The following is a 241-nucleotide window of genomic DNA, read 5'->3' on the forward strand; positions in this document are numbered from 1 at the left end:
GATCTGCGCAAGCCCGATGGCCTTGTCTTCGTCCCGCAGGGGGCGGCGGCGGGGGCGGCTTTCCTGGCCCCGCTCCCGGTCGGCGCGCTCCCCGGCATCGGCCCGAAAGCGCAGGCACGACTGGACGAGTTTGGGATTCGGCAACTCGGCGAACTTGCCAGCGCCTCGCCCGCGCTGCTGCGCCGCGTCTTCGGCGAACGGATCGCCGCCATCGTCGCGCAGCGGGTGAACGGGATTGACG

At 72.2% G+C, this 241-nt stretch carries 1 protein-coding gene; it reads left to right on the plus strand.

The features are described from left to right. Positions 1–241: DNA polymerase thumb domain-containing protein (locus QP982_RS10650; RefSeq protein WP_502870644.1), on the plus strand; the 241-nt coding region annotated here is incomplete at both ends.

It is taken from the genome of Corynebacterium sp. MSK019 (genome assembly GCF_030232425.1).
GTDB classification, from domain to species: Bacteria; Actinomycetota; Actinomycetes; order Mycobacteriales; family Mycobacteriaceae; genus Corynebacterium; species Corynebacterium jeikeium_D.